Below are 23,714 nucleotides of genomic sequence, written 5' to 3'. Positions count from 1 at the left end.
AAGAGCTCAACAAATACTTGCACCTAAGTAAATTCTTTGGATAATCCCCGCTTTGATTAATCAATGTGCAGGCAAAATCAATGAGTGAAGTAACCACTAACGAATACAACGAAGACGGAAAGCTGATCCGCAAAATCCGCAGCTTTGTACGCCGTGAAGGGCGTTTGACTAAAGGTCAAGAGAGCGCGATGAATGAATGCTGGCCTACGATGGGTATTGACTTCAAAGCTGAACTTCTCGATTGGAAAGAGGTGTTTGGCAACGATAACCCAGTAGTGCTTGAGATCGGTTTTGGTATGGGTGCTTCATTGGTTGAAATGGCAAAGAACGCGCCAGAGAAAAACTTCATCGGTATCGAAGTTCATAGCCCAGGCGTTGGTGCTTGTCTTGCCGATGCTCGCGAAGCGGGAATTACTAACCTGCGTGTAATGTGTCACGATGCGGTAGAAGTATTCGAACACATGATCCCAAATGGCAGCTTATCGACACTGCAATTGTTCTTCCCAGACCCTTGGCATAAGAAGCGTCACCACAAGCGTCGTATTGTTCAATTAGGTTTTGCGGAAATGGTGCGTGAGAAGCTTATCCCTAATGAAGGTATTTTCCACATGGCGACCGACTGGGAAAACTACGCAGAGCACATGATTGAAGTGATGAACCAAGCGCCAGGTTTCGAAAACATTGCTAAAGATGGTGATTTCGTTCCTCGTCCAGACGATCGCCCGCTAACGAAGTTTGAAGCTCGTGGTCACCGTCTTGGTCACGGTGTTTGGGATATCAAATATAAGCGTATTGCGTAACCAGAGGAGTTCATGGGATGTACCATTACGCGATATTAGCGAATCCGGGTCATAACCGAATTTACTTTGATAGCGCAATGACCATTGCCTGTTCTGAGCTAAAAGCAATTTTAGCTTCACAAGGCGTGGATGTGACAGAAATTGGTAGTAAAGACGTTGGCTTACCTGCTGCGTTGGTGTTTTCTTGTCAGGAAGCGCTAACCGATGAGCAGGCGCGAAGAATCGCAGCCTCTTCGATTTACTATGCGCTATTTGAAGTGCGCGAAGATGGTTTACTTCGACCAGTTCAAGCGCCCGTATTTAACACTTTCCCGGAAAGTATGAGCCAGATTTTGCGCTACACCGGGAAAACAAACGAGCAGTTTACCCGTTTGATGGTGAATATCGGCATTAGTGCGTCCAATACGGGAAGTGAACAACTGACCTTAATGGATCCAATGTGTGGTAAAGGTACAACCTTATTTGAAGGCTTGATCCACGGTTTGAACGTGGTAGGGGTTGAGATCAACGCCAAGTGGGTGCAAGAGATCCAGACCTTTATTGTTAAGTTCATGAAGAATGGCCGCTTTAAGCACAAAGTGAGCAAAGAAAAGCGCACTGCGGGTGGCAAGAAAGTGGCGGATGGTTTCGTGGTTGAAGCTGCAGCAAATAAAGAAGATTACAACCAAGGCCATCTTCAGTTTATGAAGCTGTATTCGGCTGATACTCGTATCGCTGATCAAGTCGTGAAAAAGAACTCAGTTGATGTGATGGTGTCTGACTTGCCTTATGGCGTGCAGCACGGCAGCAAAAATGCCAAGGACAGCAAACTGAACCGCAGTCCACTAGAGCTTTTAAAAGAGGCTCTGCCTGCATGGAAAGTGGTATTGAAAAAACAAGGTTCAGTGGTGTTGTCTTTCAATGAATTTACATTGAAATGGAAAGATGTCGCGGCATTATTTGAAGAGCAAGGTTGGAAGGTACTTTCAGAAGAGCCTTACATCGGTTATCTTCACCGTGTTGATCAATCTATCAACCGCAATATTATTGTGGCAGTAAAACCATAATCGACTTGAGTCGAACGAACCCTATGGAAAAGCCAACGACACGTTGGCTTTTTTTACCTCTGAGCTCAACGAGTTCTCTTGTAAATAGAAGGTAGAGAATGAAACCGACAGTGGAAATTTTGACAGATATTTTGGCGGAAGTACGCCCTTTAATCGGCCAAGGTAAAGTGGCTGATTACATTCCTGCTCTGGCAAAAGTACCCAGCAACAAGTTAGGTATTGCGGTATACACCAACGAAGGTGAGGTTATTAAGGCGGGTGATGCCGATGAACCTTTCTCTATCCAATCTATTTCAAAAGCATTGAGCTTGACGTTAGCGATGTGCTTGTACAAGCAAGAAGAAATTTGGTCTCGAGTGGGAAAAGAGCCTTCGGGGCAGGCATTTAATTCGCTAATCCAGCTAGAAATGGAGCAAGGTATTCCTCGTAATCCATTTATAAATGCTGGAGCGATAGTAGTGGCAGATTTGTTACAAACTCGCTTATCTGCACCTCGTCAGCGCCTGTTGGAATTTGTGCGTCAGCTTTCTGGTGATACCCATATTGTGTATGACAAAGTCGTTGCGGCATCCGAAATGATGCATGGTGACCGTAATGCGGCGATTGCATATCTCATGCGTTCGTTTGGCAACTTCGAAAATGAAGTGATTCCAGTACTACAAAATTACTTCCACGCTTGTGCGCTGAAGATGAGTTGCGTCGATTTGGCTAAAACGTTTAGCTATTTAGCAAACAAGGGCACATCGGTACAAACGGGTAAGCCTGTAGTTTCTCCTGTGCAAACCAAACAACTTAATGCACTGTTAGCAACGTGTGGCTTGTATGATGGCGCGGGCGAGTTTGCTTATCGCGTTGGTATGCCTGGTAAGTCTGGTGTTGGTGGTGGCATTATCGCGGTAGTACCTGGTGAAATGACCATTTCAGTATGGTCTCCAGAGCTTGATCCTTCAGGTAACTCGCTTGCGGGTACTAAGGCGCTTGAGCTGCTCTCAGAGCGAATTGGCCGTTCAATTTTCTAATGTTAGAAATGTGTCAACTTTATTTAGGACGGCACAGTTTCTAAATAAAAAGCCTCTCAATTGAGAGGCTTTTTTTGTTTTGGGGTTGCGTTACTCTTCGCTTTCTTCGGCCATAAAGGCTTCGAGCAAATCATTAAGGAAGAGCTTCCCTTTTTCAGTAATTTGCCAGTGGGTAGGCGTTTCACTCAGGTAGCCCATTTCTATCGCCCAGCTGATGGTTTCTTGAATCGTACTAAGCGGTAAGCCCGTGGTGTCCACGTAATCTTGCTTCGGACAGGCTTCGATTAAGCGGAATCGGTTCATAAAGAACTCGAATGGACGATCTTCATCCGCGACGACATGTTCCGTATGCAGATAAGGTTTGACCATATTTTGATAAGCCGCTAAATAGCCTCGCGGGTGTTTTACCTTTGTCGTTCGAATAATACGTCCGTCGGTAAAACTGAGTTTGCCATGAGAGCCACAACCGATACCAAGGTAATCACCAAAGCGCCAGTAGTTGAGGTTGTGCTGACACTGATAGCCCGGCTTGCTGTAACCGGAGATTTCATATTGCACATAACCCGCGGCTGCAAGTTTTTGGTGTCCGAGCTCGAAAATATCCCACAAGTCATCATCGTCAGGTAGCGTTGGTGGCTTGTAGTAGAACATGGTGTTTGGTTCGATGGTCAGCTGATACCAAGACAAGTGCGGCGGTGCCAACTCAATCGCTTTGTCCAAATCTGCCAAGGCTTGTTCGATGCTTTGATCAGGTAAGCCGTGCATGAGATCGAGGTTAAAGCTGTTCAAACCGATTTGGTGCGCCAGCTGAGCAGCGTTGACGGCTTCGTCTTGGCCGTGAATACGCCCCAAACACTCAAGCTTTTGTTGCTCAAAGCTTTGCACGCCGATAGAGATACGCGTTACCCCGGCTTTACGGTAGCCAACAAAACGCTCTGCTTCGATGGTGCCTGGGTTCGCTTCCATGGTTATTTCGATTTCAGGCTTGAACGGAATACGCGCTTCAATGCCCTTAAGTAGACGCTCGATGCCTTCTGCCGAAATCAAACTCGGCGTACCACCACCAATGAAGATTGAATGCAGTGGACGTGGCGCTTCGTTAAGTCGGTATTTCTCAATGTCGGTATCCAAATCTTCTAAAAGGGCACTGATGTACTCTTCTTCTGGAATCTCGGTTTTGAGCGCGTGAGAGTTAAAGTCGCAATACGGGCACTTTTGCACACACCAAGGGATGTGTACATACAAGCTGAGTGCTGGGGGCGTTAACATGGTCTAATTCGCTCGTGATTACTGAGACACTTGCTCAGACAGTTGAGCAAACAACGACTTGAGCGCTTTACCGCGGTGAGACAGTTGTTTCTTACGTGCAGGTTCAAGTTCGGCTGACGCACAGTTGTCTTCAGGAACGAAGAAGACTGGGTCGTAGCCAAAGCCATTTTCACCGTGTGCTTCAGTTAGAATTCGGCCTTCCCATTTACCGTGACAGACGATAGGCGTTGGGTCGTTCTCGTGACGCATGAGGACTAATACGCAGTGGAAACGTGCTGTACGCTCTGCTTCTGGTACGCCTTCCATTGCCGCTAGCAATTTTTCTAGATTCTCTTGATCAGATGCGCTCTCGCCTGCGTAACGTGCAGAGTAAATGCCCGGAGCGCCTTTTAAGAAATCGACTTCTAATCCAGAGTCGTCTGCAATGGCAGGAAGCCCTGTTTCTTGTGCGGCATGGCGAGCTTTAATGATTGCGTTTTCAATGAAAGTTGTACCCGTTTCAGCTACTTCCGATACATTGAATTCACTTTGCGCTAATACTTCAAAGCCGAAGTCAGACAATAAATCTGCCATTTCACGAACTTTGCCTTGGTTACCAGTTGCTAGCACAATTTTTTTCATGGGAATCTCTTTTAATAGTGATAGAGGAGAACAAATCGTTCTCCTCTAGATATTCTTTAACTAATAAGTGGTTTTTAGCCTGCTTAGATCCAAAAGCTTTTGGAACATCACAACCCAATTACTCTTCAACATAAAACTTCTGGGTGAATTTAAGCTTACCTGAGCCTTTGTTTCCAGCTTTTACGTCAATATCGAAAGAAAAAGTTTCTTCGTGGGTAATTGGCAGTTCGGCTAAATAGTATATCGCATTGCCTTCTTTGACTTCACGAAAGGTCAAGGTCTGAGTTTGGCCGATAAGGTTCTTCGCGCGTCCAGCAATTTTTGCTTCTAATGCTGGCTTACCCAATGAAGCTCTATCTAACACGCTAATATTAACCACAGCGAGGTATCCATTACGTTTGATATCGTAGCTACGTGCGACTTTGGGTGTTAGGAATGTTGAGTTAAACGCTACATAGTGTACTTCGATATCTTTCATATTTTTAAACTGATCGGCGAAGCTTGGTAACGGCAACAGGCTAATCAGTAATGCGGTAATCCATTTGCTCATTGTTACTTCCTCAAAGCACTTGTTATAAAACAACCATAGCTGCAATTTTACCTTGGTCAGGGGGTAAAAAATGCGTACTCAGTCGTTGGTATTAGTAAGTGTGGTACAAAATCGTAAATAAAAAGCCATCATATGATGGCTTTAATTTCTGTCGGTATCTGGGTAGGCGATTCTATCCGAATTTGTTTGTGCCGTCCTAATTCACCTTTTTCTATGTGAACCAAGCCCTTAGCGATTTTAAACTGCTTGGCTAAGAACTTAGTTAGGTGTGCATTAGCTTTGCCATCGACAGGTGGAGCAGTAATGGCGATTTTTAGCTCTTCACCATGCAAGCCAACGATTTTATCGCGGCTAGCTTTAGGTTGAATATAGAGCTTCAGGATGATGTCCTCACCATCTTGCCAAACTGCAGCTGACATTATAGCTGGAACCAAATTGGACCAATGATATCGCCCATTAAGAAGTTCGCGAACTGCAAGCCGATAAATAACACCAGTACGCTTAAATCAAGACCACCAATAGCCGGAAGAATACGACGGATTGGAGCGCACATTGGCTCGGTCAGTTGATGGAATACGTACTCGATAGGGCTGCGGCCTTGGCTTACCCAGCTCAAAATTGCACGGATCAATAGTACCCAGAACAATAGGCCACCTGCGGCTTTGATTAATGATAATAAGCCCAAGAATAAGAAGTCAGCGCTGAAAGAGACGGAACCGTTCGAAGCTATTAGGATAAGCACGACAAATTTAAGCACACACAACACGTAGGCAAACAACACGGTTGCTAGGTCAATATTCCCCACGGAAGGGATAACGCGGCGCAATGGACCAATGACCGGCTGAGTCGCTTTTACTATGAATTGCGAGAATGGGTTGTAGAAGTCTGCGCGCGCAGCTTGCAACCAAATTCGCAAAATTACGACCATGATGTACAGGTCAAATAGGGTTGAGATGAGAAAACTCATTGAATTCATAAGGTACCCTTAACAAGTGATGGATGATACTAAACGGAGTTCATCCAAATAATTAAAACAGTTTTTCCATTTCTTCCGCGCGAGCCACAGCAGCTTGCATGGCTTTAGCGACAATATCTGAAAGTTGATGTTCGTTGAATGTACGCAGTGCTTCTGCCGTTGTCCCACCTTTCGATGTTACGTTCTCACGCAGGGTTGATAGCTCAGTTTCTGGGTTGCTAACCACCATACTGGCCGCGCCCAGTGCCGCTTGCTGAACCAATAGTCGAGCGGTCTCTTTATCAAAGCCTTGCTCAATCGCTTCTGCTTGCATCGCTTCCATAAACAGGAAGAAGTATGCTGGAGCACTGCCCGCTGCGGCAATCACATTATTGATGCCAGACTCTTGCTCAACCCAGCATACTTTACCGACCGATTCCATTAACTCTGCGGCAAAAGCTTTGTCGTGCTCGGTTACATGAGTTGGTGCGAATAAACCACTCATACCCAACCCAAGTTGTGATGGCGTATTTGGCATAACACGAACCAAGTTCAATTTGGTGGCTAGCATATCATCCAATCGTGAACAGTTGATGCCTGCGGCAATAGAAATCACCAGTTTATTAGTGAAATCGATCGATTGCAGTGGTTTACAGACATCAGCCATCATTTGCGGTTTTACAGACAATACCACCACATCCGCCTCGGTCGCAGCTTGGATGTTATCGCTGGTGGTACGGATGCCAAAATCTTGTTCTAGCAGAAGGCGGCGAGCCTCTGAAGGAGCTGTCGCGGTAATGTTTTGCGCTGGGTATCCGTTAGCAACCAAGCCTGAAACAATGGCTCTCACCATGTTGCCAGCACCAATGAAGGCGATTTTTTTATGTTCCATTTGTCTGATTTCCATCATGATATTTAGAATTTGTTGTGCGCCCAGGTGTATAATGGCGCCGCTGTTACTTACTGCTCCTATTGGCGAGTAAGATGATTGCGCATTTACGCTCTAACGATTGACGACATAACTTATGTCGCGAGTGAGCGTTTTGTTGATTTAGCTGTAGTCTCGTGCGCCGAAAATAGCGGTTCCAATACGAACCATTGTACTACCAGCTTCGATTGCAGCGGTCATATCACCACTCATTCCCATTGATAATGTATCGATTTCTGGGAACTGTGCTTCGAGTGTTTGCTTCAACGTAGCCAACTTCTGAAATTCACGGAGTTGTGATTCGTAGTCAGACACGTTGGCAGGAATCGACATCAACCCTCTTAAAGTGAGGTTGGGTAGGCGAGAAATCAACTCCGCCAGCTCGAATACTTCCGCTTCAGTGACGCCAGATTTAGATACCTCACCACTGGTGTTAACCTGAATCAGAACTTGTAGCGGTTTAAGTTCGCTTGGCCGCTGATCATTCAGGCGTTGAGCAATCTTGGTTCGATCGATGGTGTGAACCCAATCGAAATGTTCAGCAACAAGTCGCGATTTATTCGATTGAATCGGGCCAATGAAGTGCCATTCGATTCGATTATCTGGATAATGCTCGGCAAAGTGCTGAACTTTACTGACGCCCTCTTGAACGTAGTTTTCACCAAAGGCGGTTTGTCCCGCTTGGTAGGCTTCGAGAATTGCCTCGACAGGTTTAGTTTTGCTTACCGCTAGAAGTTGCACTGACTCTGGAGTTCGACCACATTTTTGCTCGTCATATCGAATTTGAGAGGTGATATGTTCAATATTTTGTTGAATACTACTCATAGCTGTACTTTAGACTTAAGGATTTTAAATGGATATCACTGAGTTACTGGATTTTAGTGTAAAACATAATGCCTCGGATCTACATCTTTCTGCAGGTGTCCCACCAATGGTTCGTATTGATGGGGATGTAAGAAAACTAGGCATTCCAGCGTTTACACACCAAGAAGTGCATCGTTTGGTTTTCGAAATCATGAACGATGCCCAGCGCAGTGAGTTCGAAGAAAAACTCGAAGTCGATTTCTCTTTTGAGTTGCATAACGTTGGCCGTTTCCGTGTCAACGCTTTCAACCAATCTCGCGGTTGTGCGGCAGTATTCCGTACCATTCCAAGTAGCATTCCAACTCTGGAAGAGCTAGAAGCGCCAGAGATCTTCAAAAAAATTGCGAACGCTGAAAAAGGCTTAGTTCTGGTCACTGGCCCAACAGGTTCAGGTAAATCGACGACCTTAGCAGCCATTGTTGACTACATTAACCGTAATCACAACAAGCACGTACTCACAATTGAAGATCCGATTGAATTTGTTCACAACAACAATAAATGTTTGATTAACCAGCGTGAAGTTCACCGTGACACCCATAGTTTCCAAAACGCACTGCGCAGCGCATTGCGCGAAGACCCAGACGTTATTCTGGTTGGTGAGATGCGTGACAAAGAAACCATCAGCCTTGCCTTAACGGCGGCAGAAACGGGTCACTTAGTTTTCGGGACCTTGCACACCAGCTCGGCGGCAAAAACCATTGACCGTATTATCGATGTGTTTCCTGGTAGTGATAAAGATATGGTTCGCTCGATGCTATCTGAGTCCCTTCGTTCGGTTATCGCGCAAAAGCTTCTGAAGCGTAATGGTGGTGGCCGTATTGCATGCCATGAAATTATGATGGCAACGCCTGCGATTCGCAACTTGATCCGCGAAGACAAAGTCGCGCAGATGTATTCGATCATTCAAACAGGTGCGGCTCACGGCATGCAAACCATGGAGCAAAATGCTCGTCAGTTAATGGCGCAAGGCATGGTTGCTCGTGAAGAGGTCGATAGTAAGATCGGATTAGAAGTGCAGCAATTCTCGTAACGTTCATACAGATAATGGTGAATACGGAAGATGGATCTAGATAAATTTCTCGAAGGCATGCTGGCGCTGAAAGCGTCGGATCTTTACATCACGGTTGGAGCGCCAATTCTATTTCGTGTGGATGGCGAATTGCGTCCGCAAGGGGAAAAACTCACCGAGAGTGATGTGGCTGCATTACTCGATAGCGCTATGGAACCAGATCGGCGTCAGGAATTTCGTAAAAGTCGCGAGTCGAATTTTGCCATTGTGAGAGATTGTGGTCGCTTCCGTGTGAGTGCCTTTTTTCAACGCGAGTTACCAGGCGCAGTGATTCGTCGTATTGAAACCAATATTCCTACTTTTGAGCAGTTAAAGTTACCGTTAGTGTTGCAAGATTTGGCGATAGCTAAGCGTGGTTTGGTGCTGGTGGTCGGTGCTACTGGATCGGGTAAATCGACCACCATGGCGGCGATGACAGGCTATCGAAACAGCAATAAAACCGGGCACATTTTGACGGTCGAAGATCCGATCGAATTCGTGCATGAACACAAGCGCTGTATCGTGACTCAACGCGAAGTTGGGTTAGATACGGAAAGCTATGAAGTTGCGCTTAAAAACTCGCTGCGCCAAGCACCAGATATGATTTTGATTGGTGAGATCCGTAGCCGTGAAACAATGGAATACGCGATGACCTTCGCCGAAACGGGTCACCTGTGTATGGCAACGTTGCACGCCAACAATGCAAACCAAGCTTTAGAGCGCATTCTTCACTTGGTACCGAAAGATCAAAAAGAACAATTCTTGTTCGATTTGTCGATGAACCTAAAAGGCGTGGTTGGTCAGCAGCTGATCCGAGATAAAAATGGGCAGGGACGTCATGGTGTATTTGAGATCTTGCTAAATAGCCCACGTGTGTCGGATTTGATTCGTCGCGGAGATTTACATGAGTTGAAGTCAACCATGGCTCGCTCAAATGAGTTTGGTATGCTGACGTTCGATCAATCTCTTTATAAGTTAGTGATGCAAGGTAAGATCAGCGAAGAGGATGCACTACATAGTGCCGACTCGGCGAATGATCTGCGCTTGATGTTGAAAACGCAGCGTGGTGAAGCATTCTCTACGGGCAGTTTGGCAAACGTTAAGATCGATATGGATTAATCCAATCCAGAAACAAAAAAGGTTGGCAGGAGCCAACCTTTTTTCATTGTGCTTGAAGTGTTTACTCACCCCAAAGGGCTTCAAACCAGCTTTCTAGAATCACCACTGCTGACTGGCAGTCAACATTACCTTTCGATAGGGCTTTGTAGCCGCCCATGCTGAACAACTCCGCACGAGCTTCTGCAGTAGATAAACGCTCATCATGCAGTTCAACTGGCAATCCGTATCGGCCTTGCAGACGCTTAGCAAATTTTCGTGCACGAGGGGTTATGGTCTCAAGGTCTTTACCATGCAGATCGGTCGGTAAACCGACCACTAGCAAATCTGGTTGCCACTCTTTGATTTGCTTTTCGATATCGTCCCAGTTTGGAATACCGTCATTGGCTTTAAAGGCTTTTAATGGGGAAGCTGTACCAGTAATTTCTTGGCCAATAGCGCTACCAATGCTTTTGGTTCCAAAGTCAAAAGCCATAATTGTGCGTGACATAAGGTGTCTCTATCTAATGTAACTGTATATTTGGACTAAGCATGTCCAGAGTCTGCTGAAAGGTGACTTGGGTCGATACCCAGCTTTTCGACCGCTTTCTTCCAACGCTCGTTGATTGGTGTATTAAAGATAATTTCAGGCGTCGCTTCAATGGTGAGCCAAGAGTTTTCGACCAGCTCACTTTCTAATTGGCCTGCACTCCAACCGGAGTAGCCCAGTGCCACTAGGTAATCACTTGGTTCTGCTTCTGTTCCTAACACCGAAAGAATATCACGCGAAGTGGTTACCGCGAGGTCATCGGTCATTTGGACGCTGGACTCGTAGTAATCTTTGGGTTTATGCAAAATAAAACCACGATCTTCCGAGATTGGGCCGCCATTGTAGACTGGTCTATCTAGACTGGCTTCAAATAGGCGCGGGTGTACTGGCTGAACTTCCACCTGCTTGAGCATGTTGCCGACGGTGATATCAACAGGAGCATTGATCATCAGCCCCATAGCGCCGTCTTCGTTGTGCTCACAAACGTAGATCACGCTGTTTTGAAAGTACGGATCTTTCATCCCAGGCATGGCAACCAAAAAGTGATTTGTGAGATTCATACTCATACTGACCCTTAACTCTCGTAAATGCCCTTAAGCAAACATCATACAATTTACATCTAGGTATGTGCATGAGTTTGCTTAAGTTAATGTACTACGCTCTCTATTAACTGTAATACAGTTTGAGTTATTCGCCTTTTACTCGACGCTCAATCGCATCCATCAGCTTGCCTGTGATTGAGATATCAAAAGCTGCTTCAATTTCGCGAATACAGGTTGGGCTGGTGACGTTGATTTCTGTTAGCTTGTCGCCAATTACGTCAAGGCCAACAAAGATAAGGCCTTTTTCTTTCAGTGTCGGAGCAACGGTTTGCGCAATTTTGAGGTCGGTTTCGCTTAGCGGACGAGCTTCACCAGTACCACCAGCGGCTAGGTTGCCGCGCGTTTCGCCTTTAGCAGGAATGCGTGCTAGACAGTAAGGCATAGGTTCGCCATCTACCACTAGGATACGTTTGTCACCGTTGCTGATGTCTGGCACGAAGGTTTGTGCCATTGCGTAGTTTTGACCGTGGTTAGTCAATGTCTCGATGATTACAGAGACGTTTGGATCGTTTTCTTTTACACGGAAGATGGACGCGCCACCCATACCATCAAGCGGTTTCAGGATGACATCACCATGTTTTTCACGAAATTCTTTAATTTTTTCTGCTTTTCGCGTCACGATCGTTGTAGGTGTCAGCTCTGGGAACCATGCTGTAAACAGCTTTTCGTTACAATCACGTAAGCTTTGAGGCTTGTTAACGATCAGTGCACCCTGTTCTTCTGCACGCTCAAGGATGTAAGTCGCGTAGATGTATTCAGTATCAAACGGAGGATCTTTACGCATTAGCACCGCGTCTAGCTCAGACAGTTCGATAGTTTGCTCTGATTTGAACTCGTACCAACCGTTTGGATCTTCTTTTAGTTCTACCACTTTAGTATCTGCAATGGCAACGCCTTGATCGAGATGCAGATCATTCATTTCCATGTAGTGGATTTCATAGCCGCGTCGTTGCGCTTCAAGCATCATGGCAAAGCTAGAGTCTTTTTTGATGTTAATGGACGAGATTGGGTCCATTACGATACCGAGTTTGATCATTATTTTTCTCCGTTTAACCAAGATCGCCGAAACGAACTTGTAAGGCTGTAATTGCTGTCAGAGCCGCTGTTTCGGTACGCAGAACGCGAGGGCCGAGTAGCGTTTCTTCAAATTGGTATTCTCGAGTCATCTCGATTTCTTCAGACGATAAACCGCCTTCAGGACCGATCAGTAGGCGCACTTTTTCAACCGGGGTTGGCAAAGTGTTGATTGAGTATTTAGCACGAGGGTGAAGGTTAAGCTTTAAACCATCGTACTCTTCTTTACACCACTCTTCCAAGCTCATAATTGGACGAATTTCGGGCACGACATTACGCCCACATTGCTCACAGGCACTGATGGCGATTTTCTGCCATTGCGCGAGTTTTTTCTCAAAACGCTTTTGGTCAAGCTTGACGCCACAACGTTCAGAAATCAGAGGAGTGATGGTATTGACGCCAAGTTCAACAGACTTTTGGATGGTGAACTCCATCTTATCGCCACGTGAAATGACTTGACCAAGGTGCAGATCTAAAGGGGATTCAATACTGTTTTCTACGCGCTCGGTGATGTTAACCAAAACTGATTTCTTGCTGACTTCACTGATAACCGCTGGGAACTCTGCGCCACTGCCGTCAAAAAGGAGAACGTCTTGGCCTTCTTTCATGCGCAAAACACGACCGATATGGCCTGCTGCGTCGTCACTTAAAGCAAGTGAGCCAAGTTGATGAATGGTTTCTGGATGATAAATTCGAGGGGTACGCATGAGATTTCCAGCAAGAGAATAAACTTAAACCCTAACATGGATGCTTTGCACCGAAAAAACAAGGGGCAAGAAGCGTTTCAATATCAGTAATTGAAACGCTTCGAGGTCGGAGGTTACAGTGCGCGGCAGGCTTCTTGAACAAATGGGTTGTGATTGCCCTGTACTTTTGCAATGCGCTCGTCACGCTCACATTCCCATTTATCGACAGGATAGGTTTTGTTCCAAGCACTCATTAATTGCGTTTGCTGCTTCGACAGTTTGAAACCGTACTCTTTGCTCATGTATAGATAGGTACGAGCAATTGAGCCACGCGCACGGTCTGGTGGCATGACTTTACGCTGCTTAAAGTTCACTTGCATCTCACAGCGACCATAACTCACGCCATCCATACCGTTCCATTGGCTGAAGTTGTAGTTCGAACGGTCACCGTTTACTTCACCAATAGCAGGAGTTAGGTTGTGTAAGTCTGCTTCCATTAAACGAAAAGTTTTGTCTTTTTTCTTACAGTTTTTACGTCCGCCATCTTGCCAGCATTGACGCTGGTGGCCAAATTGCCACGCAGGAACAACGTGCTCCCATTCGATTCGTGCAGCCCGTTTTTCTTGTTTACGGACTTGGTAGCCGCAAGAGGCTAAATCGGGTAAGCCTTTCTTGCCTTGCCATTGAATGTTACAGCCACAGTAGAAGCTTGTTGGATGGTCTTGATAAATTTTGACCGCCTCACGTTTGGCAGCTGAGAATGAGCTCGGTGGCGCGGCAATCGCAGTGCTAGAAAGCGCGATAAGCAACAGAGAGAGTAAGTATTTCATGATAAAAGTCTTTATAAAGTATGACTTTATTCATGATAACACGCATAAAATAGCTTTAGTGATGAGTAAGTTAACAATAAGTGGCGAAGGGAAGGTTTTGATCAACTCGATCTTTATTTTGGGAACGCAAGTAACACTATGAGGTAAGGGCTACGATAATTGAATGCCGGTGAAGTTAAGTGGTTGGCGGCATTTTTGACAAGAGTACGTCGCCTCTTTGCGCAGCACTTTATTATGACGGCGAATCGATAGAGGGTAGGTCATACAACCACAACGATACTCAAAGGTTTTACCTTGAACGGATTTTACTTCAAAGCTGTGAGTGGTTTTGGCTGGTACGTTAAATACGGCTTCCATGACGCCTTTCCATTCTTTACCGTGAGGCCTAACTCGCCCGTAAACCTGATAAGTAATCAGGTGTGCTACTTCATGAGGAATGACTTCATCTAAGAATGCTTGGGTGTTTTCGCGAAATAAAACAGGGTTTAGGCGTACTTGATTTAATTGAAGGTAGGCTTTTCCTGCCGCTTTCCCACGGACGTCGAAGGTGATTGTTGGAATCGGGAAAGAACGTTTGAAAGCTTGTTCCGCCATCGCGATACAGCCCGCCATCACTTGCTTGGCTTTATAGCTGAGTTCTATATCCACAATTCACCTCGATAAATCAAATAAAAAAGCCCCCGCATTTGCGAGGGCCAGATCATAGCATCAGTTAATTATGGTGTGTGTTTTTTCTTGATGGTGGCATGGTAAGCGTGCCATGTACCGTAGCCTAGAATTGGCATGGTAAACAACATTCCGATCCCGTAGGTCGCAAAGCCGATAAGAATACCGCCACAGATGATCGCTGCCCAAACAATCATTGCTGGAATGTTGGATTTCACTGCATTAAAGCTGGTAAATACAGCGGTCATCATGTCTACGCGACGCTCCATCATGAGCGGAATAGAAAAGGCTGAAATACTAAACACCACACAAGCCAAAACAAAGCCAACTAAAGAGCCGATGACAAGGAAGGGTAGAAACTCACTTAAAGGTGCCCCTTGAACAGAAGGGTAGAGCGCATGAAGTAGAGCGGCAATGCGCATCCAAAATATCATACACACTGCGAGTAACACGGCGAACGCCCATTGAGATGTTGAGTTACGACCGATCGCTTTCATTGAATGGAACAAGCTTGCTTTGTGTCCGCGCTCTCTCTCCCAACTGGCATCATACAAGCCGAGCGCGAGAAACGGACCGATTAACATGTAAACAATCAAACTGGGCATGACGACCAAGTGTGTGCCTTGCCACTGTACGAGCAAAACAATGCCTATGGCTGCTGCCATAAAACAGATGCCATAGAAAGCACTAATAAGCGGCATTCGCACGAAATCATGCAGACCTAATGCGAGCCAATGAAAAGGTGCAGAAAGATTGACCGTATTGCACGGTATGGTTCTGGCGTATTCGTTGTCTGGCACTTCCTTTCGCTTGTTGTGGAAGTCCGATGGATTAACAGTTCGAGGCATAACTCCTCCTTGATTTATTCCCACATTATCCGCTTATACCAACTGACAGCGGTTTTTGTTCAGTCAAACTTGAAGCGACTTTTTCAAGTTTACATCTGAGCATTGGCTTAGTTTGGTATCGGCCATAAAGATGCCTGACTCATGTCTTTACTTAAGTGTTGCTTCCACAGTCGCCAGCATCCGACGTCTCTATTTAAATTGGAGTTAACAATATTTTAACTATTGGCGGAGATGGGATAATTTACAAATAATTGCTTAAAATTTATTCGGTATAAAAATGAGGGAGAAACAGGACTGCTTTGTGGGGCAGGGCGGTATGAGCCGAAATGGCTAGATAAAAGTTGCTGAAAATAAAAAGCCCCCACCATAGGCGAGGGCTTGATTGATTCTTGCTTGGCTTGATTATTTGATGCCAGCGAAATCGCGTAGAAGTGCAGCTTTGTCTGTCGCTTCCCACGGGAATTCTTCACGACCGAAGTGACCGTAAGCCGCTGTCTTCTTGTAGATAGGTTGAAGAAGGTTAAGCATTTCTTGTAGACCGTATGGACGTAGGTCGAAGAATTGACGAACCGCTTCAATGATGATGTCGTGAGATACTTTCTCAGTACCGAACGTTTCCACCATGATAGACGTTGGATCAGCAACACCGATTGCGTAAGAAAGTTGGATCTCACAACGGTCAGCCATGCCTGCCGCTACGATGTTTTTCGCTACGTAGCGTGCTGCGTATGCTGCACTACGGTCAACTTTTGATGGATCTTTACCAGAAAACGCACCGCCACCGTGACGAGCTGCGCCGCCGTAGGTATCTACGATGATCTTACGACCAGTTAGACCACAGTCACCCATAGGACCACCGATTACGAAGCGACCGGTTGGGTTAATGAAGAAGTTTGTTTCTTTGTTGATCCACTCAGAAGGTAGCACTGGCTTAATGATCTCTTCCATTACCGCTTCACGCAGGTCTGAAGTTGAGATTGAGTCACAGTGTTGAGTTGAAAGAACAACCGCGTCGATACCAACGATGTTACCTTGATCGTATTGGAATGTTACCTGAGATTTTGCATCAGGACGCAACCAAGGTAGTGTGCCGTTTTTACGAACTTCTGCTTGCTTTTGAACAAGACGGTGAGAGTAAGTAATTGGCGCTGGCATTAGTACTTCAGTTTCGTTACAAGCGTAACCAAACATGATGCCTTGGTCGCCTGCACCTTGTTCTTTAGGGTCAGCTTTATCAACACCTTGGTTGATATCTGGCGACTGTTTACCGATTGTGTTTAGTACCGCACAAGAATCTGCGTCAAAGCCCATATCTGAATGTACGTAGCCGATTTCACGAACGGTTTCACGAGTTAACTCTTCGATGTCTACCCATGCTGAAGTCGTGATTTCACCACCCACCATTACCATACCGGTTTTAACGTAAGTCTCACATGCAACACGAGCCTTTGGATCTTGCTCTAGAATCGCGTCAAGAACCGCATCAGAAATCTGGTCTGCAATTTTATCTGGATGACCTTCTGATACTGACTCAGAAGTAAACAGGTGCTTAGCCATGTTAGCTCCACTATATCTGGTTTAAAACTGGGGAATGATAAACTCTCCAGCGCAAATTAATACTAATTTTTGTAGGTGTATCTACATCTAGACGTCTATTCTAAATTTGATTGCTCGAATTACAAGCTCTTTTTTGGTTTTTGTTATAACCAAACGTTTGCCTGATTTATTGATAATTTTAAGAACTTCGAACGATTTGGCGCGAAAGGTGCAATATTTGTGAGGTTTTGGACTGGAAAACGTTTGCACACCCAACAGGGCTTTGAGAGAATTATGACCTACTTTTCGTTTCGCTTAATGTACTCAGGAGCAGACATGTCGTCTCGTAAACATCTTGCCAATGCAATTCGTGCTCTAAGCATGGATGGTGTTCAACAAGCTAACTCAGGCCACCCAGGCGCACCAATGGGTATGGCTGATATCGCTGAAGTTCTTTGGCGCTCTCACCTAAACCATAACCCTTCAAACCCAGAGTGGGCCGACCGCGATCGCTTTGTGCTGTCAAACGGTCATGGGTCAATGCTTATTTACTCTCTACTGCACTTAAGCGGTTACGAGCTATCCATTGACGATCTGAAAAACTTCCGTCAATTGCACTCAAAAACCCCAGGTCACCCAGAGTACGGCTACGCGCCTGGTATCGAGACAACAACGGGTCCTCTAGGTCAAGGCATCACTAACGCTGTTGGTATGGCGATCGCAGAGAAAGCACTAGCGGCACAGTTCAACAAAGAAGGTCACGATATCGTTGACCACTTTACGTATGTGTTCATGGGTGACGGCTGTCTAATGGAAGGCATCTCGCATGAAGCATGCTCTCTTGCTGGGACGTTAGGTCTAGGCAAACTGATCGCGTTCTGGGATGACAACGGCATTTCTATCGACGGTCACGTTGAAGGCTGGTTCTCTGACGATACACCTAAGCGTTTTGAAGCGTACGGCTGGCATGTAATCCCAGCAGTCGATGGTCACGACTCAGACGCGATCAACGCAGCAATTGAAGCAGCAAAAGCGGACCCACGTCCTACGCTTATCTGTACCAAAACAATTATCGGTTTCGGTTCTCCTAACAAGTCTGGTTCGCACGACTGTCACGGTGCACCACTAGGTCACGATGAAATCCAAGCGGCTCGCGAATACCTAGGTTGGGAGTACGGCCCATTTGAGATCCCGGCAGATGTTTACGCTGAGTGGGATGCAAAAGAAGCGGGCGCCGCGAAAGAAGCAGCTTGGAATGAAAAATTCGAAGCATACGCTGCAGCTTACCCTGCTGAAGCGGCAGAGCTTAAACGTCGTCTAAACGGCGAACTTCCTGCACAGTGGGAAGAAAAAGCGAACCAAATCATTGCTGATCTTCAAGCAAACCCAGCGAACATTGCATCACGTAAAGCATCGCAAAATGCACTAGAAGCGTTTGGTCAAATGCTTCCTGAGTTTATGGGTGGTTCTGCTGACCTAGCGCCTTCTAACCTGACCATGTGGTCTGGTTCTAAGCCTCTAGAAACGGAGGACTTCTCTGGCAACTACATCCACTACGGTGTACGCGAATTCGGTATGACTGCTATCATCAACGGTATCGCATTGCACGGTGGTTTCGTTCCTTACGGCGCAACATTCCTAATGTTCATGGAATACGCTCGTAACGCAATGCGTATGGCTGCGCTGATGAAAATTCAGAACATCCAAGTTTACACGCATGATTCGATCGGTCTTGGCGAAGATGGCCCAACTCACCAACCTGTTGAGCAAATGGCGTCTCTACGTGTAACTCCAAACATGAGCACATGGCGCCCATGTGACCAAGTTGAGTCTGCAGTTGCATGGAAACTAGCGATTGAACGTAAAGATGCACCAACTGCACTTATCTTCTCTCGTCAAAACCTAGCGCAACAAGAGCGTACTGCTGAACAAGTCGCAGACATCGCGAAAGGTGCTTACATCCTGAAAGATAGCGAAGGTAAGCCTGAGCTAATCCTTATCGCAACAGGTTCTGAGGTTGAGCTTGCAGTGAAAGCCGCTGAGCAACTAACTTCAGAAGGCAAGAAAGTACGCGTTGTTTCAATGCCATCAACAGATGCATTCGACAAACAAGACGCCGCTTACCGTGAAGCTGTACTGCCATCAGACGTAACGGCACGTATCGCTATTGAAGCGGGCATTGCTGATTTCTGGTACAAGTACGTTGGCTTCGACGGTCGCATCATCGGTATGACAACATTCGGTGAATCTGCACCTGCTGGTCAGCTATTCGAGATGTTTGGCTTCACGACTGAAAACGTAGTGAACACAGCAAAAGAATTGCTAGCGTAATTGTAGGACCGTCTAAACAGTCGAACGTAAACGACGATTGTTAAACGCTAAAGTTAGAAAGGCCATCATTATGATGGCCTTTTATTTTTGTCAGGTTTTCCAACCTTGTGGAATGCTTTGGTGAATGCAGTCTAAAAGTACGGATAAGCGCAGTGGTGGTCGTCCTGCTGGTGTATAGCAGTTAATGGAAATAGGCTCAGAAAGCCAACCTTCTAAGCAAGGCGTGATTCGCCCTGGGTGATGTTTCTCATAGCCGTATGCTGTCCAAGTCGGCAGCAGTCCAATACCATGACCATTCGCGATACTGTCTATTTGCATTGCTATGTTGTCGCTGTATAAGCGACTAACAAAGGGTTCTAAAAAGAACTCACCGTGTTGAGGGTGTGCTAGCATCAATCCATTTTCTTGCACTGAACCAAAATCGATCCATGGATGTGCTTCAAGTTCTTTGGGGTGCGGTATAGGCCCATGTTGTTTTAGATAATTTGGAGAGGCAAAAGGCGTATAGCGAAATACCCCCAGCACTTCTTTTCGCCAGTCTAGCTCTTTACGTTCACCGAGCCAGATGAACAAATCTGGGTCATGATGCGCCTCAGAAAAGTCACTGGTAAGTTGAACTCTAACATCGGGATTATCAGCAAGAAAACGATTGAGTACGCCGCCGAGCCAGCTTCTAACTAAGGCAGTATGACAAACAATATGCAGTGGCCCTGAAACTTGGTTCGTTAAACCTTGCAGTGCATCATAACTCTCTTCGCTTAACTCAAGAATCTGGCGGCTGTAGTGGGCAAAGATTTCTCCAGCTCTTGTCAGAACTAATCGATTACCTTGTCTGGCGGTTAGAGCCTGACCGAAGTCTTCTTCTAATTGTGCCAAGCGACGACTTAGCGTTGATTTTGGCTGATTAAGGGCTTTAGCAGCGGCTGTCAAACTTTTATGCTGATTGAGCGCATCAAAGGCTCTAATTGATGCTAAGTCGTGCATATTTCTTTTACTCCTTACTGCGTTATGTACGAGTTCCATAAATGGAAAGAACCGTTCCATAACTCTCACTATGCATCTCATTCTATTTGTGAATAATTCACTTTCGAAAATAATAATCATTATCAATTATGGAGATGTAGATGTCTACTCTTAGACTGCCAGTTATTACCGCAACTGGTATTTTAGCCTTCGTCAGTGTCCCTCATGTTTTTGCCAATGATGCAGTTTCTAAAATGGAAACAGTGGTTGTAACTGCATCAAGTTATGAGCAATCTCAAGCGGACGCGCCTGCAAGTATTAGTGTGATTTCACGTGAGGAGTTGGACTCCCGTTATTACCGCGATGTGACTGATGCACTAAAAAGTGTGCCAGGTGTTGTCGTGACAGGTGGTGGTGATACCACCGACATTAGTATCCGTGGTATGGGTTCTAAATACACTTTGATACTGGTCGATGGTAAACGTCAAAGTACGCGTGAAACTCGTCCAAATAGTGACGGCCCTGGTATCGAACAAGGTTGGTTACCTCCTCTTCAAGCGATTGAGCGAATCGAAGTTATTCGTGGCCCAATGTCGACGCTTTACGGTTCTGATGCGATTGGTGGTGTGATTAACGTCATCACACGAAAAGATGCGCTAGAGTGGACGGGTAATGTTCAACTGGGCACGGTACTACAAGAGAATAGTCGCTCAGGGGGAGAGCAGAGCGCGAACTTTTTCGTTAATGGTCCGTTGGCTGAAAATTTATCTCTCCAAGTATATGGTCAGTACACAACCAGAGAAGAAGATGACATCGAATACGGTTATGAAGATAAAGATATGCAGAGTATCTCTTCAAAACTGACTTACCAGATTAATGATCGCCACTCGGTGCAATTAGAAGGCGGCACGTCGGCACAAAGTCGTCGTGGTAATGTAGGCCTTTCAGTGCCGACCACTGGGTGTCGTGGTGGGTGTGAAGACTCACTGAATGAATATCGTCGTAATTACGTAACGGTAAGCCACAACGGTGATTGGGATTCGATTGGCATTTCAGATACTTACTTACAGCGAGAAGAGAGCGAGAACAAATCTCGTGAGATGACGATCACCAACACCACGTTCAAATCGAGCTTGGTGACTGGTATCGGAAACCATACGTTGACGACGGGTGTGGACGCCACTCATGCAGAGCTTGAGGATTTCACCTCCAACAAAGCGTCATCGAAGACTGAAACATCGAATACGCAGTGGGCTGTTTTCATTGAAGATGAATGGAGAATCGCTGATCCGTTTAGCGTTACGCTTGGTGGTCGTCTAGATCATGACGAAAACTATGGCGCGCACTTTAGTCCGCGTGTTTACGGTGTATGGCGAGTTGATCCGTCTTGGACGGTGAAAGGCGGTGTGGCAACAGGTTTCCGTTCTCCACAATTACGTGAAATTACTCCTGGCTGGGCGCAAGTCAGTGGTGGCGGTAATATCTACGGTAACCCAGATCTTGACCCTGAAACGTCGCTAAACAAAGAAATCAGCGTCTTGTATCAAGGTGATTCTGGCTTAGATGTTTCTTTGACAGCGTTCCATAACGAATTCAAAGACAAGATCACACGTGTTGTTTGTCCAGACACTATCTGTACTGATGGTCCAAACCAATGGGGCGCAGATCCAACGTACCGTATTAACGTGGATGAAGCCGTCACACAAGGTATTGAAGCGACCTTAGCATCGCCGTTAACGGAAACCATTTACCTTAGCTCGAGCTACACATTTACCGACTCAGAGCAAAAAACAGGTGAATACAAAGGCATGCCGCTGCAGCAGTTACCAAAGCATCTGTTTAATGTGGATGTGACTTGGCAAACGACAACAGATCTAGAGAGCTGGGCGAAAGTCACGTACCGAGGTAAAGAAATGGATCCGGTTACTGGCCCATCAAGAAACAGTATCGTAGAGCCAGCTTATACCTTTGTGGACGCCGGTGTGACATACCAGTTAACCGACAATACTCGTATTAAAGGCGCTATCTATAACTTGCTGGACGAGGAAATCAGTTACGAAGAATACGGATATATTGAAGATGGTCGTCGCTACTGGTTAGGTTTAGACGTCGCATTTTAATTATCTATCGTTGTAATAAGGTCGAGCATAGTCTCGACCTTTTTTAATCCTGCTTTACTGTGATTCAACAGGTGCGTTTGTCAGCCTGATCAGGTAGTATCTGTAACACGAAATTTTTGGTAGGGCGAAGGATAAATGCTAAAGGTTGCGATCAATGGATTTGGACGTATAGGTCGTAATGTTCTGCGAGCGGTGTATGAAAGCGGAAAACACCAGCAGATCAAGGTTGTGGCGGTTAACGAACTAGCACAGCCAGAGGCGATGGCACACCTACTGCAATATGACACCAGTCATGGTCGCTTTGGTAAAAAAATTTCCCATGACCAAGAACATTTGCATGTTCATCATGACAGCGGTGAATATGATTCCATTCGCATTCTCCACCTCTCCGAAATCGAATTACTTCCTTGGCGTGATTTAGAAGTTGATATCGTCTTGGATTGCACTGGCGTATTTGGTTCGCAAGCGGATGGGCAAGCGCATATAGAAGCTGGCGCGAAGAAAGTACTGTTTTCGCACCCGGGCGCAAACGACCTAGATAATACGATTATCTATGGCGTGAACCACGAAACTCTGAAAGACGAGCACCGTGTTGTCTCCAATGGCTCTTGCACCACCAACTGTATCGTTCCCATCATTAAAGTATTAGACGAAGCCTTCGGCATAGAGTCTGGCACCATTACCACAATTCATTCGTCCATGAACGATCAACAAGTAATTGATGCGTATCATAACGACTTACGCCGTACCCGCGCTGCAAGCCAATCTATTATTCCGGTGGACACTAAGTTGCATAAGGGGATTGAAAGAATCTTCCCGAAATTTTCCAACAAATTCGAAGCAATTTCTGTTCGTGTTCCAACGGTTAACGTCACTGCAATGGATTTAAGTGTCACAATTAGTACAAATGTGAAAGTTAATGACGTAAATCAAACCATTGTTAACGCATCTCAGTGTACATTACGTAACATTGTTGACTATACTGAATCGCCACTCGTTTCCATCGACTTTAACCACGACCCCCATAGTGCGATTGTGGATGGAAGCCAGACTAGAGTGAGTAACGGGCAACTCGTAAAAATGCTCGTTTGGTGCGACAACGAATGGGGCTTTGCTAACCGGATGCTGGATACTGCCTTAGCAATGCAAGCTTCTTCGCAAGTGGAACAGTAATGACGAAGAAGTGATGGAGAATTTTTATTTCTAGCCTTGAAATAAATCCATAATATCTCCATATCTATAACCAGTTTGAAGAATTAACAGGCTTGGCAGGGTTGCCGAGTTTTCAAAAACTTTAATTATTAAATATTTGA

General features: G+C 45.7%; 24 protein-coding genes. 8 read left to right on the top strand and 16 right to left on the bottom strand.

Annotation, left to right across the window (positions count from 1 at the left end):
• Nucleotides 1-80 precede the first annotated feature (80 nt).
• The 3 genes from trmB to glsB all read left to right on the top strand — a co-directional run bounded on the left by trmB (nt 81) and on the right by glsB (nt 2,865).
• A complete protein-coding gene (gene trmB / locus KJB35_RS10415) occupies nt 81-800 on the top strand; it encodes a tRNA (guanosine(46)-N7)-methyltransferase TrmB (RefSeq protein WP_005384506.1) in 720 nt (239 codons plus the stop codon).
• A 17-nt stretch (nt 801-817) separates the two neighbouring features.
• Entirely contained in the window at nt 818-1,846 is a 1,029-nt protein-coding gene (locus KJB35_RS10410) for a TRM11 family methyltransferase (RefSeq protein ID WP_065274864.1), read from the top strand.
• A gap of 98 nt (nt 1,847-1,944) precedes the next feature.
• Nucleotides 1,945-2,865, top strand: a complete 921-nt coding sequence (gene glsB / locus KJB35_RS10405; RefSeq protein WP_005381007.1) for a glutaminase B — start codon at nt 1,945-1,947, stop codon at nt 2,863-2,865.
• A 90-nt stretch (nt 2,866-2,955) separates the two neighbouring features.
• Here glsB and hemW read toward each other — a convergent pair whose 3' ends face one another.
• The 7 genes from hemW to KJB35_RS10370 form a co-directional block, all read right to left on the bottom strand.
• On the bottom strand, nt 2,956-4,134 hold the full coding sequence (hemW, locus tag KJB35_RS10400) for a radical SAM family heme chaperone HemW (RefSeq protein ID WP_132936937.1): 1,179 nt from the start codon (nt 4,132-4,134) through the stop codon (nt 2,956-2,958).
• A gap of 18 nt (nt 4,135-4,152) precedes the next feature.
• A complete protein-coding gene (locus KJB35_RS10395; protein ID WP_042521298.1) occupies nt 4,153-4,755 on the bottom strand; it encodes an XTP/dITP diphosphatase in 603 nt (200 codons plus the stop codon).
• 118 nt (nt 4,756-4,873) lie between these two features.
• The gene (locus KJB35_RS10390) at nt 4,874-5,305 is read right to left on the bottom strand and encodes a DUF4426 domain-containing protein (protein WP_285357943.1); all 432 of its coding nucleotides are present in this window, start codon (nt 5,303-5,305) and stop codon (nt 4,874-4,876) included.
• Nucleotides 5,306-5,433: 128 nt separating this feature from the next.
• A complete protein-coding gene (gene yggU, locus KJB35_RS10385) occupies nt 5,434-5,724 on the bottom strand; it encodes a DUF167 family protein YggU (protein WP_005381011.1) in 291 nt (96 codons plus the stop codon).
• Nucleotides 5,724-6,281: a YggT family protein gene (locus tag KJB35_RS10380; protein ID WP_005381012.1), complete on the bottom strand. Its 558-nt coding sequence runs from the start codon at nt 6,279-6,281 to the stop codon at nt 5,724-5,726. Before KJB35_RS10380 ends, yggU begins: the two co-directional genes overlap by 1 nt.
• A gap of 52 nt (nt 6,282-6,333) precedes the next feature.
• Entirely contained in the window at nt 6,334-7,152 is an 819-nt protein-coding gene (gene proC / locus KJB35_RS10375; RefSeq protein ID WP_042521294.1) for a pyrroline-5-carboxylate reductase, read from the bottom strand.
• 159 nt (nt 7,153-7,311) lie between these two features.
• On the bottom strand, nt 7,312-8,013 hold the full coding sequence (locus KJB35_RS10370) for a YggS family pyridoxal phosphate-dependent enzyme (protein WP_042521292.1): 702 nt from the start codon (nt 8,011-8,013) through the stop codon (nt 7,312-7,314).
• Between the two features lie 28 nt (nt 8,014-8,041).
• Here KJB35_RS10370 and KJB35_RS10365 point away from each other — a divergent pair, with 28 nt between their 5' ends.
• Together KJB35_RS10365 and KJB35_RS10360 are read left to right on the top strand one after the other, a co-directional pair.
• Nucleotides 8,042-9,082: a type IV pilus twitching motility protein PilT gene (locus tag KJB35_RS10365; protein WP_005381015.1), complete on the top strand. Its 1,041-nt coding sequence runs from the start codon at nt 8,042-8,044 to the stop codon at nt 9,080-9,082.
• A 30-nt stretch (nt 9,083-9,112) separates the two neighbouring features.
• Nucleotides 9,113-10,219 (top strand): PilT/PilU family type 4a pilus ATPase, encoded by a 1,107-nt coding sequence (locus KJB35_RS10360; protein WP_005381016.1) that lies wholly within the window; start codon nt 9,113-9,115, stop codon nt 10,217-10,219.
• 61 nt (nt 10,220-10,280) lie between these two features.
• Here the strand turns inward: KJB35_RS10360 and ruvX are convergent, their stop codons facing one another.
• The 8 genes from ruvX to metK form a co-directional block, all read right to left on the bottom strand.
• A complete protein-coding gene (gene ruvX / locus KJB35_RS10355) occupies nt 10,281-10,706 on the bottom strand; it encodes a Holliday junction resolvase RuvX (RefSeq protein WP_005381017.1) in 426 nt (141 codons plus the stop codon).
• Between the two features lie 35 nt (nt 10,707-10,741).
• Nucleotides 10,742-11,305: a YqgE/AlgH family protein gene (locus KJB35_RS10350; protein ID WP_005381020.1), complete on the bottom strand. Its 564-nt coding sequence runs from the start codon at nt 11,303-11,305 to the stop codon at nt 10,742-10,744.
• Between the two features lie 127 nt (nt 11,306-11,432).
• Nucleotides 11,433-12,383: a glutathione synthase gene (gene gshB / locus KJB35_RS10345; protein ID WP_005381021.1), complete on the bottom strand. Its 951-nt coding sequence runs from the start codon at nt 12,381-12,383 to the stop codon at nt 11,433-11,435.
• Between the two features lie 13 nt (nt 12,384-12,396).
• Nucleotides 12,397-13,128, bottom strand: coding sequence for a 16S rRNA (uracil(1498)-N(3))-methyltransferase (gene rsmE, locus KJB35_RS10340; RefSeq protein WP_025768830.1), 732 nt, complete (start codon nt 13,126-13,128; stop codon nt 12,397-12,399).
• 113 nt (nt 13,129-13,241) lie between these two features.
• On the bottom strand, nt 13,242-13,937 hold the full coding sequence (endA, locus tag KJB35_RS10335; RefSeq protein ID WP_053306786.1) for a deoxyribonuclease I: 696 nt from the start codon (nt 13,935-13,937) through the stop codon (nt 13,242-13,244).
• Nucleotides 13,938-14,087: 150 nt separating this feature from the next.
• Entirely contained in the window at nt 14,088-14,585 is a 498-nt protein-coding gene (locus KJB35_RS10330; RefSeq protein ID WP_005381025.1) for a SprT family zinc-dependent metalloprotease, read from the bottom strand.
• 68 nt (nt 14,586-14,653) lie between these two features.
• Entirely contained in the window at nt 14,654-15,451 is a 798-nt protein-coding gene (locus tag KJB35_RS10325; RefSeq protein ID WP_005381026.1) for a DUF2189 domain-containing protein, read from the bottom strand.
• A gap of 402 nt (nt 15,452-15,853) precedes the next feature.
• On the bottom strand, nt 15,854-17,008 hold the full coding sequence (metK, locus tag KJB35_RS10320) for a methionine adenosyltransferase (protein ID WP_005381027.1): 1,155 nt from the start codon (nt 17,006-17,008) through the stop codon (nt 15,854-15,856).
• 315 nt (nt 17,009-17,323) lie between these two features.
• On the opposite strand from metK, the gene tkt reads away from it, so the two are divergent.
• On the top strand, nt 17,324-19,318 hold the full coding sequence (tkt, locus tag KJB35_RS10315; RefSeq protein WP_213880645.1) for a transketolase: 1,995 nt from the start codon (nt 17,324-17,326) through the stop codon (nt 19,316-19,318).
• 90 nt (nt 19,319-19,408) lie between these two features.
• On the opposite strand, the gene KJB35_RS10310 is transcribed toward tkt, so the two are convergent.
• Nucleotides 19,409-20,302: a LysR family transcriptional regulator gene (locus KJB35_RS10310; RefSeq protein ID WP_053306784.1), complete on the bottom strand. Its 894-nt coding sequence runs from the start codon at nt 20,300-20,302 to the stop codon at nt 19,409-19,411.
• Between the two features lie 140 nt (nt 20,303-20,442).
• On the opposite strand from KJB35_RS10310, the gene KJB35_RS10305 reads away from it, so the two are divergent.
• Entirely contained in the window at nt 20,443-22,401 is a 1,959-nt protein-coding gene (locus KJB35_RS10305; RefSeq protein ID WP_054575406.1) for a ligand-gated channel protein, read from the top strand.
• 135 nt (nt 22,402-22,536) lie between these two features.
• The gene (gene epd / locus KJB35_RS10300) at nt 22,537-23,574 is read left to right on the top strand and encodes an erythrose-4-phosphate dehydrogenase (protein WP_005384545.1); all 1,038 of its coding nucleotides are present in this window, start codon (nt 22,537-22,539) and stop codon (nt 23,572-23,574) included.
• The last annotated feature ends 140 nt before the right edge of the window (nt 23,575-23,714 follow it).

Origin of the sequence: Vibrio sp. D431a, from assembly GCF_030248655.1 — a bacterium.
GTDB classification, from domain to species: domain Bacteria; phylum Pseudomonadota; class Gammaproteobacteria; order Enterobacterales; family Vibrionaceae; genus Vibrio; species Vibrio alginolyticus.
The sequence above is the reverse complement of the archived record's forward strand: the minus strand, read 5'-3'. Positions and strand labels throughout refer to the sequence as shown.

Bases quoted from the DNA above. Each gene is read 5' to 3' on its own strand.
- glsB (WP_005381007.1), top strand. From the start codon at position 1,945: ATGAAACCGACAGTGGAAATTTTGACAGATATTTTGGCGGAAGTACGC.
- proC (WP_042521294.1), bottom strand. From the start codon at position 7,152: ATGGAACATAAAAAAATCGCCTTCATTGGTGCTGGCAACATGGTGAGA.
- KJB35_RS10305 (WP_054575406.1), top strand. From the start codon at position 20,443: ATGTCTACTCTTAGACTGCCAGTTATTACCGCAACTGGTATTTTAGCC.
- metK (WP_005381027.1), bottom strand. From the start codon at position 17,008: ATGGCTAAGCACCTGTTTACTTCTGAGTCAGTATCAGAAGGTCATCCA.
- tkt (WP_213880645.1), top strand. From the start codon at position 17,324: ATGTCGTCTCGTAAACATCTTGCCAATGCAATTCGTGCTCTAAGCATG.
- trmB (WP_005384506.1), top strand. From the start codon at position 81: ATGAGTGAAGTAACCACTAACGAATACAACGAAGACGGAAAGCTGATC.
- KJB35_RS10390 (WP_285357943.1), bottom strand. From the start codon at position 5,305: ATGAGCAAATGGATTACCGCATTACTGATTAGCCTGTTGCCGTTACCA.
- KJB35_RS10410 (WP_065274864.1), top strand. From the start codon at position 818: ATGTACCATTACGCGATATTAGCGAATCCGGGTCATAACCGAATTTAC.
- gshB (WP_005381021.1), bottom strand. From the start codon at position 12,383: ATGATCAAACTCGGTATCGTAATGGACCCAATCTCGTCCATTAACATC.
- KJB35_RS10350 (WP_005381020.1), bottom strand. From the start codon at position 11,305: ATGAATCTCACAAATCACTTTTTGGTTGCCATGCCTGGGATGAAAGAT.
- KJB35_RS10370 (WP_042521292.1), bottom strand. From the start codon at position 8,013: ATGAGTAGTATTCAACAAAATATTGAACATATCACCTCTCAAATTCGA.
- KJB35_RS10380 (WP_005381012.1), bottom strand. From the start codon at position 6,281: ATGAATTCAATGAGTTTTCTCATCTCAACCCTATTTGACCTGTACATC.
- KJB35_RS10325 (WP_005381026.1), bottom strand. From the start codon at position 15,451: ATGCCTCGAACTGTTAATCCATCGGACTTCCACAACAAGCGAAAGGAA.
- epd (WP_005384545.1), top strand. From the start codon at position 22,537: ATGCTAAAGGTTGCGATCAATGGATTTGGACGTATAGGTCGTAATGTT.
- KJB35_RS10360 (WP_005381016.1), top strand. From the start codon at position 9,113: ATGGATCTAGATAAATTTCTCGAAGGCATGCTGGCGCTGAAAGCGTCG.
- rsmE (WP_025768830.1), bottom strand. From the start codon at position 13,128: ATGCGTACCCCTCGAATTTATCATCCAGAAACCATTCATCAACTTGGC.
- yggU (WP_005381011.1), bottom strand. From the start codon at position 5,724: ATGTCAGCTGCAGTTTGGCAAGATGGTGAGGACATCATCCTGAAGCTC.
- hemW (WP_132936937.1), bottom strand. From the start codon at position 4,134: ATGTTAACGCCCCCAGCACTCAGCTTGTATGTACACATCCCTTGGTGT.
- ruvX (WP_005381017.1), bottom strand. From the start codon at position 10,706: ATGTCACGCACAATTATGGCTTTTGACTTTGGAACCAAAAGCATTGGT.
- KJB35_RS10365 (WP_005381015.1), top strand. From the start codon at position 8,042: ATGGATATCACTGAGTTACTGGATTTTAGTGTAAAACATAATGCCTCG.
- endA (WP_053306786.1), bottom strand. From the start codon at position 13,937: ATGAAATACTTACTCTCTCTGTTGCTTATCGCGCTTTCTAGCACTGCG.
- KJB35_RS10395 (WP_042521298.1), bottom strand. From the start codon at position 4,755: ATGAAAAAAATTGTGCTAGCAACTGGTAACCAAGGCAAAGTTCGTGAA.
- KJB35_RS10310 (WP_053306784.1), bottom strand. From the start codon at position 20,302: ATGCACGACTTAGCATCAATTAGAGCCTTTGATGCGCTCAATCAGCAT.